The sequence below is a fragment of the Bifidobacterium catulorum genome (genome assembly GCF_003129925.1).
GTDB classification, from domain to species: Bacteria; Actinomycetota; Actinomycetes; order Actinomycetales; family Bifidobacteriaceae; genus Galliscardovia; species Galliscardovia catulorum.
On record NZ_QFFN01000050.1, the window covers coordinates 1 to 10320 of the forward strand.

General features: G+C 64.2%; 9 protein-coding genes. All 9 read right to left on the reverse strand.

Annotated elements, in window-relative coordinates:
- Positions 1–67: 67 nt before the first annotated feature.
- The gene (locus tag DF200_RS10000; RefSeq protein WP_109138134.1) at positions 68–997 is read right to left on the reverse strand and encodes an AEC family transporter; all 930 of its coding nucleotides are present in this window, start codon (positions 995–997) and stop codon (positions 68–70) included.
- A 295-nt stretch (positions 998–1292) separates the two neighbouring features.
- Positions 1293–2387, reverse strand: a complete 1095-nt coding sequence (locus tag DF200_RS10005) for an ABC transporter substrate-binding protein (RefSeq protein ID WP_170112507.1) — start codon at positions 2385–2387, stop codon at positions 1293–1295.
- A 261-nt stretch (positions 2388–2648) separates the two neighbouring features.
- Complete coding sequence (locus DF200_RS10010) at positions 2649–3464, reverse strand: fumarylacetoacetate hydrolase family protein (protein WP_109138129.1); 816 nt, start codon at positions 3462–3464, stop codon at positions 2649–2651.
- Between the two features lie 147 nt (positions 3465–3611).
- A complete protein-coding gene (locus DF200_RS10015) occupies positions 3612–4127 on the reverse strand; it encodes an HTH domain-containing protein (protein ID WP_109138130.1) in 516 nt (171 codons plus the stop codon).
- A 528-nt stretch (positions 4128–4655) separates the two neighbouring features.
- Positions 4656–5474, reverse strand: coding sequence for a YggS family pyridoxal phosphate-dependent enzyme (locus DF200_RS10020; RefSeq protein WP_170112508.1), 819 nt, complete (start codon positions 5472–5474; stop codon positions 4656–4658).
- A 215-nt stretch (positions 5475–5689) separates the two neighbouring features.
- Positions 5690–6835, reverse strand: coding sequence for a class C sortase (locus DF200_RS10025; protein WP_109138131.1), 1146 nt, complete (start codon positions 6833–6835; stop codon positions 5690–5692).
- Positions 6836–6936: 101 nt separating this feature from the next.
- Complete coding sequence (gluQRS, locus tag DF200_RS10030) at positions 6937–7917, reverse strand: tRNA glutamyl-Q(34) synthetase GluQRS (protein ID WP_277725262.1); 981 nt, start codon at positions 7915–7917, stop codon at positions 6937–6939.
- Positions 7918–8023: 106 nt separating this feature from the next.
- On the reverse strand, positions 8024–8758 hold the full coding sequence (locus DF200_RS10035) for an MIP/aquaporin family protein (RefSeq protein WP_109138132.1): 735 nt from the start codon (positions 8756–8758) through the stop codon (positions 8024–8026).
- Between the two features lie 228 nt (positions 8759–8986).
- Entirely contained in the window at positions 8987–9874 is an 888-nt protein-coding gene (locus tag DF200_RS10040; protein WP_109138133.1) for a lysophospholipid acyltransferase family protein, read from the reverse strand.
- Positions 9875–10320: the final 446 nt, after the last annotated feature.

Consider the following 10320-nt stretch of genomic DNA (forward strand, 5'->3'; position numbering starts at 1 on the left):
GGCAAACCCCCGCCTCCTTTGCCGGGGAGCTAACCGGATGGGCCGCCTCACGGCAAACGCATCACTTCTACGCCACGGGCAGCACCGCGTGCAGCGCGGTCATGGCGGCGAGGCTGATCACGGCGGTCACGGTGAGAGAGAAGCCGGCGAGCTTGGCGTTACCGGTGAGCGAATCCGTGAACTTCGTGGAGAAGATGGTGATCGGCGAAAACGCCGCCAGGGTCAGAATCTCGCGGATATGCAACGGGAACGGCATAAGGTACCATGCGCCGAGCGCGATGACCACGCTGAACACGACGCGCCACGCAATCACCTTGAGCAGTTCGATGCGGTCCTTGCGCACGGCCGGAATCTCCATCATCAGGCCGATCATCGCCATCGTGCAGAACGCGTTCGCATTGGCGAACGGCGTGATAAGCGTGACGACCGGCTGCGGAATGGTGATGTGCGCGAACATGAACACCAGCATGAGCATGTAGATGTCGAACGATACGGAACCGAGGAAATCCCTCGCGATATTGCGCAAACGCAGGATCATCGGCAACGATTTGAAATTCTCATCCATGTGCAGCAGCGTGCGAGTGATGGTGAGCGCGCCCGCGGTGGCCACCATCGCGTTGCCGATGTCCATCATGATGACCGGCAGACCCGCCGACGCCCCCATGAACGTCTGGATGACCGGCAGGCAGAACGCGCCGAGATTCAGCCCCGAGGCGTTGAGCATCTGGAATGCGCGGTACTTGCGCTCGTCGCGGAACGAACCGAAGTACACGATGAACAGCGGCACGAGACAGCAGACGAAGCCGAACAGCACGATCCACAGCATCCTCATGTCGTGCTTGTTCGTGGCGAACGACATGACGATGGCGCAAGGCAGTGTCATGTTGAACACCAGCCCCTGCGCCACCTTGTAGTCGCGCTCGCCGAAGACGTGCAGATGTTTGAGCAGATAGGCGCCGACGATGACCAGCAGCAGCGCGCCGGATTTGAAAATCATGCTTCTCTCGAATCGCTCCGAATCGTGGTGGATGACGACCACCTGATGAATCCAGATGCGAGTATAGGAGGCCGGAACGCGCTTCGGCGGCGAACGCTTCACCATTCGGACCGATTCAAGGAGCTTCAAGAAGCGAAAAACCGCCGTACGGTCCGAAAACCATACGGCGGCGCATCCCCCAACCCATGTCAAAGCCGGAATCCGCGGCGCACCAACGCCACGGCACGGAACAGAACAGAACAGAACGGAACGGGAAGTCCCCAACCCGTCCCGCACCGCCCCGACCCGGACCGGCCTACTTGCCGAGGAACTCGTTGGTGGCGACGTCCTTGGCCTTGGGCGCGGTGTTCACCGGGTTGCCCTTGGCGTCGGTGTAGGTATGCGACTCGTTGAGGAAGTCGAAGTACTTCTGCGTCTCGGTGAAGTCGTTGGTGCCGAGCGTGAACGAGCCGTCCTTGATCTTGGCGGGATCGCCCCAGTACTTGCCGTCCACGATGGTGTGCATGCTCTTGGCGACGAATTCCTCCTTGAGGTTGGCGTCGGGCGCCTCCTTCACCAGGATCTTCGCGGCGTCGTCGGGGTTGGAGTACGCGTACTCGTAGCCCTTCTGCGAGGCCTGCACGAACTTCCTCACCAGCTCGGGGTTGTTCTTGATGGTCTTGTCGCTGGTGATGATGCCGATGGAGTCGGCGTTGCCGGGCACGCCGTAGTCGGGCTCGGTGAAGCAGTTGAGCTTCGGACCGTACATCTCGGCCTGCACGCCCTCCCATGTGGCGTAGAAGCCTCCGAAGTCCGCCTTGCCGGAGCTGAGCGTCTGGAACGTGTTGGTGCCGGCGGTCACCTTGTCGAACTGGCCCTTGCCGCCGTCGAACTGGATCATGCGGCGCACCACGGCGTCGGATTCGTTGGAGCCGAACGTGGCGAAGGTCTTGCCGTCGAGGTCCTTCGGCGTCTTGACGCTCTTGTTGCTGGCGAGCGCGCACCAGATGGCGCTGGGCTTCTGCTGCACCTGCATGACCTGCTTGATGGTCGCGCCCTTGAGGCTGTAGTCGGCGGTGTTGGTCATGTTCGAGAGGGCGAAGTCGGCGACGCCGTTGTTCACCGCCTGTTCGGCGCCGGCCTGGGCCACGGCCACGATGTCGACGTCGAGCCCGGCGTCCTTGAAGTATCCCTTGTTCTTGGCCACGTAGACGCCGATGTGGTTGGTGTCGGGCGCCCACGACAGCATGAACGTCACTTTCTTGAGACCGCCGTCGGAGCTGCCGGAGTCGGACGAACCGGCGTTCGTGGAGCCGCATGCCGCCAGCGAGAACGCCATGGCGGCGGCGCCGGCCACGGCTACGAGCTTACGAAGATTCCTGCGGATTGCAGACGCAAAACCATGAGTCATGATGATTCGATTTCCCTAGATCTTCTTCACTATCGTTCTCTGGGAATGCCTGATTTCGCGAATCTCGGGCAGAAAACGATACGGAGGTCCCTAGGTCCGCTCGTCCGATGCCCCCGGAGGGCATCGGCCGGACCGCGCCTTCGGTTTGCCACACATCGGTGTTCAAGCGCGTCAATTATACATAGGCTTGTCCGACAAACCGATGCCGGTCCGGCCGCACGTTCGCCGGCCTCGACGCCGTGGTCCGGCAGGACTCCGGCCCTAGCCGCGGACGACGACGTTGCGCAGGTCGCCGATGCCTTCGACGTGCACGATGGCCTCGTCACCGGGGCGCAGCGTGCCGGACGCGTTGGGCGTTCCGGTGAGGATCACGTCGCCGGGCAGCAGCGTGGAGAACGACGAGATAGCCGCGATCTGGGCGGGGATCGAGTGGATGAGACCGGCGGTGGTGCCGGACGCCTCGGGCACGACCTCGCCGTTGAGCGAGAACCCGATCCTCGTGTCGGACCAGTCGAGGTCGGTCTGGATCCACGGACCGAGCGGGCAGGAGGTGTCGAAGCCCTTGGCGCGCGTCCACATGGGGTCGAATCCCTGGACGTCGCGCAGCGTCACGTCGTTCACGCACGTGTAGCCGAGCACGTGGTCCATGGCCTTCTCCACGGGCACGTTCTTGGCGATGCGTCCGATTACGACGGCCACTTCGGGTTCGAAGTTCATGTCGTTGGAGTACGACGGCAGCACGATCGGGTCGTCGGGGCCGATGACAGACGTGGACGGCTTGGTGAAGATGACCATCTCCTCGGGTGCCACCTTGATGTCGGACAGTCCCTTGTTGGCCATGAATTCGGTGTGGGCCTGATAGTTCTTGGCGAGGCCGAACACCTTGGACGGGATGATCGGCGCGAGCAGGCGCAGGCCTTCGGTGTCGAGCGCGTAGCGCTGGCCGGTGGGCTTGACCTCGGCCGGGCCGAGCGGGAATCCGTCGAGGGCCACGAGATAGTCCTTGCCGTCGTTTTCGTCGGTCTGGACGAAGGCGTACTGCGGCTTGTCGTTGATGGAAAAACGTGCGATTCTCATACGCCCAGTGTAATACCGGCTCTTCCGATTGCGACGTGCACGGTATGCGGTGTGCAGGTATGCGATGTACACGGTATGCTGCCGGAGACAATTCGCCCGGCCCATCCCGCGCCCCACGATCCGTATGCTCCGCCGCCCGGCGGCCGACTAGCCCCGCCCGGCCGCGGACTTCGCCGCTTCGGCAGCCGCCAGCTCGGCCTTGGCGTCGTCGTGCGCCTGCCTGAGCTCCTCCTGCATCTGTTCGCGCAGGTCCTTGATCTCGCGTTCGAGCCGGTCGAGCCGCTGCAGCTGCGCGGACAGCAGCATCTCGCGCAGAGCCGCCGAATCGTTGGGATTCCGGTTGCGCAGGTTCGTGGAGCCGGGACGGCGCCCGGGTTTGTGCCCCTTGACCTGTGACGCGTCCACGCCCTCCACCTTGGGCAGCACGGTGCGGCGCCATCGCGCGATGCACCGTTCGATGCGCTTGTATCCGATCAGGCTGGAGTCGAGCCCGGAGTCGCGGAAGATCTGCACGGGGGATTCGCCATGGGCGTAACGTTCCATGCAATGGTATTTGAAGGTCTCCGAATAGGTGATGCGTTCGTCGACCACACTTGCCACCGCGGGCAGCGACCGAAGATATGCGATTTCCTTGCGAGTGAACTTGCCGTTCCGGGTCACCATGCCACACCTCGTTTTTCATATATGCCGGTCCGCTTCACCGGCGGCCGCCATCCTGCGCCGTTCATCGAGGTCAAGGCCGTCGTGTCGCACCAACACGACGCCGGTTCTCCCAACGATTCCCTGATGCACGTCGGACGCATCCCGATCGCACTCCGGTACCGGGGCACCGTTCGTCGATAACAGCTCGGACGGGGGCACGTATCGTACGTTCATTAGACATTCGACAGCGTCGAACCCCGACTGAAACCCATATAGTACATGAATTTCCTGTGGTGTTCGTCCACAAACCGAGCGTTTAGCCACGTTCCGGAGGAGAAGCCCCCCCCGATTATTATAGAGAATCGGTGATATATGTAAAATCCGTTATAATCAGGCACCCCCGCCATCGCGAAAAATTTTTTTCATTCCCTATACACGTCGGAGTGTCGAAAATCTGAATTTCCTGTGAGCATACTGAAAAAACCGATGGCGGCGGGCTGGCGGCGGGCATTGACGCCGAGCCCGCCGCCGGGCGCCGCACGACGGATGTCAGATGAAGGCGCGTTCCCCGAAGATGGCGGTGCCGACGCGCACGATCGTGGAGCCCTCCTCGATGGCGTAGGCCATGTCGTGCGTCATGCCCATGGACAGTTCGCGGGCCTGGGCGAGGCTGGCGTCGCCGGAGGCGAGCAGCGTGTCACGGGTCTCGCGCAGGTGGGCGAATCCGCGGCGGATGGTCGCCTCGTCGTCCACATGCGCGCCGATGGTCATGAGACCGCGCAATTCGAGGCCGGGCAGGGCGGCGACGTCTGCGGCGAGATCGACGGCCTCGTCCGGATCGCAGCCGGATTTCGACTCCTCGCCGGATTCGTTGACCTCAAGCAGGACGCCGACGGTGATGCCGCGGGCCTCGGCGCGTTTGGCGATCTTCTGCGCCAGCGACAGATGGTCGACGGATTCGATGTCCGTCACGTAGGGCAGCACCTTGTTGATCTTGTTGGATTGCAGCTGCCCGATGAGATGGAACGGCAGCGGCACGAGGTCGTGCCTCTGGGCGTCTGCCGCTGTGCCGAGCGCATAGCCGCGTTCCATGCACAGCCGTGTCAGGCCGGCGGCCTTGGCGTCCACCTCCTGGGGCCTGTTCTCGCCGATCATATGCACGCCGGCGTCGATGGCGGCCATGATCTCGCCGACGTCGCGGGTCTTGGTGGCCGCCAGCAGGCGTACGCTTCCGGCCTTGCGCCCGGATCTGGATTCGGCCTCGGCGATGCCGTCGAGCACGCGGTGCACGCCGTCGGCGATGCTGCGTGCGCGGGCGTCGTCGATCGTCTCGTTGGCGAGGTTCTTGTGATCCATGTATGCGACCATTGTCATCCCTTTTGTCGGTCTGTGTTGTTGTCGATTCGCGTTTCGTCCTCCCGGCACGACCGGGTCGTGCGACATCCGGCGTCGGCATCCGCCCGCATCGCGCGCGCCCGTCCGCATCGTATATCCGCATGGTAATAGTAGTGCCATTCGCCGCGGCGGGCGCCGCGCGTGCCGTCACATGGGCGGGATGACGTCACACCGGACCGGGCGGTCCGTCACCATCTCCTCGGCCACAGCGCGGCATGGTGCATGGCCCGCCACGGCATCCGACGAATCCGCCGCAGCACCGTCACCAGGAACCATCCGGGGATCAGCGTGCCCAATCCGGCCAGCAGCGCCATCGTCCGCGCGTCATGGACGTCGCCGGGATACGGCGCCGGCACGGGAATCGCCACGCGATGCCCGGAGACCAGCAGACGATGCGTGTTGACGCCATACGGCGTGCAGGTCATCAACGTCACACGGTCCTCGCCCGGCGTGATCTTGAGTCTGGACGTATCGGTCGGTTTGATCACGCTGATGCGGTCCACACGGTATCCGATGGTCTCGCCCATGACCTCGATATAGAAGAAATCGCCGTTACGCATTTCGTCGAGCCGGGTGAACATCAGCGCCTCGACAAGACCGCGATGGCCGGTGATCACCGAATGCGTGGATTTGCCGCCGACCGGCAGCGACGTGCCGTACAGATGCCCCGCCCCGGAGGCCAGCGCCTCCTCGGACGTGCCGTGGTATATCGGCAGGTCGACGGAGATTTTGGGAATCCTTATCGTGCCCATGACGCCGTTGCCCGAGTCGAGCAGCGACTGGTACGTCTTGTCCTTCGCGGCGGCGGAATCCTCGCTTTTCGCCTTGCTGCCGCCGGCTGCGTTGGTGAACGGGTCCACGGCCTCGCCGAGCACGGGCTGGCCGGATTTCGCGAGCTTCTCGTTGTAGGCGCGGGCCGCGGCGAGCGCGTTTTTGGCCTGCGGATACGGCCAGCCGGCCACCTGCTGCGCGGCGTTCGACGATGTCTGCGCCAACCGTTGCGACGACTGGTATTGCAAGGCGATGGGGAATCCCGCCACGCAGACCGCGGCGATCAGCAGCACGATGCTGACGATGCGCAGGACGATGAGCCGGCGTCGAAGGGCGCGACGTTCGTCGGCGATGTCGGAAATGTCGATGACGTTCGCGAAGGGGACTGCCGCGGGCGATGCCGTGCCTCCGCTGGGCGATGGAGTGCCTCCGACGGGCGATGCCGGACCATCGCTCCGCGTCCGGTTGTCGTCCGCAGCGGCCGATGCGACACGGTCACGGAACGGGCGGACGGCCGACGTTGCGCCCCTGACGTGACGTGCCCTGTGTGAGCCCCGTGTCATAGCGCCTCCCATCCAATGCCGACAACGGTCCGATTATTCCACGTTTTGAGAGGAAGCCCCAACCCCCGTATCGATTTCGACGACATGCGGCCGCGTCGACGTCATCGCAGCAGGTCGGGGTCGCAGACGCGATCGGCATGGTCGGCGCGCAGGGCGTCCCAGGAGAAACCCTCCAATAGGTCCGTCGGGGCGACGGGACCGGGCTCGGGGACCAGACTCAGCAGCCACGCGCAATAGCCGATGATCGTTTCGGCGGAAACCCCCTCCTCGCGCAGCGCGCCGAGGTCGAGGGCGCGGTCGCGTTTGGCGAGCCGTCTGCCATGCGGGTCGTCGATAAGCGGCAGATGTGTGAAGCGAACGGCCCCGAATCCTTCGTTTCGCCGAAGGATATCCCCAGAATTATGCGTCTTATCCGCATCTTCCGGCGTTACAACCGACCTTATCCACAGCTGCAGGGCCGTCGATCGCAACAGATCGCGGCCTCGCACGACGTCGTTCACGCCCATGGCCAGATCGTCGACGGTGACGGCCAGCTGATACGAATACAGGCCGTCGGACCGTCGCAGCACGGTGTCGCCGATCCGCCGCGCGAGATCATAATCACGTTTTCCGAAGATGACGTCGTCAAAACCGACGATCGCATCCGGCACCCGCACACGCCACAAATGACGCCGACCCTCGATGAGACGCGCCTCGCGCTCGGAATCGTCCAATCGCGAGCACGTACCGGGATAGATGACGTATCCGTCGCCCTCCTGCGGCGCCGACGCGGCGCGAATCTCCGCACGCGAGCAGAAGCACGGGTAGAGCAGACCACGCTCGCGCAGAACGGCGAGCGCCTGATCGTATGATTCGCCGCGCTGCGACTGATAGACCGGTTCGCCATCCCAATCGAGGCCGAGCCACGTCAGATCGTCCATAATCCAACGGTCGGCGTCGGGGCGTACACGCGGGGTGTCGATATCCTCGATGCGCAACAGCAGACGCCCACCGGCGGAGCGCGCACTCAACCATGCGGCCAGCGCCGCATATACGTTGCCGATGTGCATACGTCCGGTCGGGGACGGCGCGAGCCTGCCCACGACCGGAGGATCGGCGGCGACGCCGACGTTGCGCTCAGCGTGTCGCCCAGTGTGTCGCCCAGTATGTTCGGTATGTTCTTCCACGCCTGTAGTGTACCGAACGCCGTCAGGCGGCGAACAGCACCTTGAAGAGGAACGCGCCGACGATGGCGCCCGCGATCGGCGCGACGACCGGAATCCACGCCTCGTTCCAACGGGAGGTGCCCTTCGACGGAATCGGCAGGATCTGGTGCAGCAGTCGGGGCATGAGGTCGCGGGCGGGGTTCAGGCCGGGGCCGGTGGCGCCGCCGAGCGAGGTGACCAGACCCCACACGATGAAGCCGACGACGATGGACGCGGCGGCGAGGTCCTTCGCGCCCCACGGCAGCAGCAGGCAGCACAGGGCGCCGAGCACCAGCACGAGCGTGCCGAAGAACTCGTTGAGGAAGTAGTTGGCCTTGGAGTTCTCGGCGTCGGTGGTGGAGAACGTGGCGAAGATGGCTTCGGCGTCCTCAGTGTCGCGGTAATGCGGGTAATACGTGGCGAACACGACGAGCTGGCCGGCGGCCGCGCCCAGCAGCTGGGCGACGATGTACGGCGCGACGTCGGCCCACGGGAACATGCCCATGACTGCCTGCGCCAGCGTCATGGCGGGGTTGATGTGCGCGCCGGAGATGCCGCCGAACATGAGCACGGGGAACATGACGCCGAAGCCGTAGCCCATGGCGATGTTCAGCCATCCGGCGTGATGCCCCTTGGTGTTCTTCAGCTCGACATTGGCGACGGCACCGTTTCCGAAGATCATGAGGATGGCGGTGCCAACGAATTCGGCGGCGAGTTTGGTCATAAGTGAGTATTCCACAGCAGGTCCTTGGATTTCGTTCTCTCTCGATGTGCCAGATAGGCAAACACGGATATTGTATCCAAGGCCCTGACTTCCGGGGACTCCCCCGGGGCCGGTCTGCGGCGGCAGTCCGTGGCGGCAGTCTGCGGCGGCGGCCTGCGGGGAGTACCCCGAGTCATGCCGCCGTCCGGGGAGTCCCCTTCATGCCGCCATTCGCAACCCCGCGTCAAAACGCCATTCGGCGTACTACTCCCTCGGCACGCGCCTCATGGTGCGGTAGTCCCAGTAGCCTTCGCTGGGCGGTTCCTCGCCGCGGATCTCCGCCTCGATGCTTTCCAGACGTTCACGGACGCGTCGGGTGAGTTCGCGCACGGCCGTTTTCGGCGGCTCGCTCCCCCATTCGTCCATGTCTTCGATGAGGTCCGCGTAGTCGATGGCCTCGCCGTAGCACATGACGACGTTCTTGCGCGGCCACGGCCACCAGTGGTTGATGCTGGCCGCGCCCCATGTGGCGGCGGGGAAGATCGGCACCTGGCGGCCGAGTCGTCGGCAGGTCTCCAACGCGATGTAGGCCATGCCGGCCTTGAGGCTCATCGGCCATTTCTTCGGGTCGCGGGTGAGGGTGCCTTCCGGCCAGATGGTGAGCGGCCGGCCGGATGTGAGGATGCGGATGGATTCGTTTTCGATGGCGAGCGCCTCGCCCTTGCGTCGGGGCACCGGCTGCATACCGACGAGTTGGAACCATTTGCCGATGATGGGCCAGCCGGCCATTTCCGCCTTGGCCATGTATCGGGGACGTCGTCCCTGATAGAAGAGGGCGGCCATGGGGATGAAGACGTCGAAAAGGGTGACGTGCGTGCATGCGGTGATGAAGACGCCGTCCTCGGGAACGCGTTCAAGACCCCAGGCCTTGACTTTGCAGCGTGATTTGACGACGAACGCGCAGGCGTCGAGCAGACGTTTCGTGGCTTTCGGGTTCTGCGCGTTGATTTCCTTGATGTTGTCCTTGCGCGGACCCGTGGGATGGTTGGTCATGGGATTGACCAGATGATGTTTCTGGGCCAGTCTGGCGACCTGCGCGTTGCTGAGCGGCTTGACCGCGGAACGCGGTGACGGTTTTCCGGGAGATACCATGCCCTCTATTGTGCCGCAAGCCATTCCCCGACGACGACCGAAGTGGAACTCCCCATCCAATCGGCTCCCCCACGGATGGTGGGGGAGCTGGCCGCCGCAAGGCGGACTGAGGGGGGGCCTACACCAGCCGACAGAGCGAACACAGACACTCCCCTCAGTCTCGCATCCGCTCGACAGCTCCCCTCACCGAGGGGAGCCAGCCACCAAGACCCCATCCAATCGGCTCCCCCACGAACGGGGAGAAAGCCCACTGTGCGGCACGCACCTCCACCCAATCGGCTCCCCCGCGAACGGCGGGGGAGCTGGCCGCCGCAAGGCGGACTAAGGGGGCCTACACCAGCCGACAGAGCGAACGCCGGGGACACTCCCCTCAGTCTCGCATCCGCTCGACAGCTCCCCTCACCGAGGGGAGCCAGCCACCAAGACGGCCCCATCCAATCGGCTCC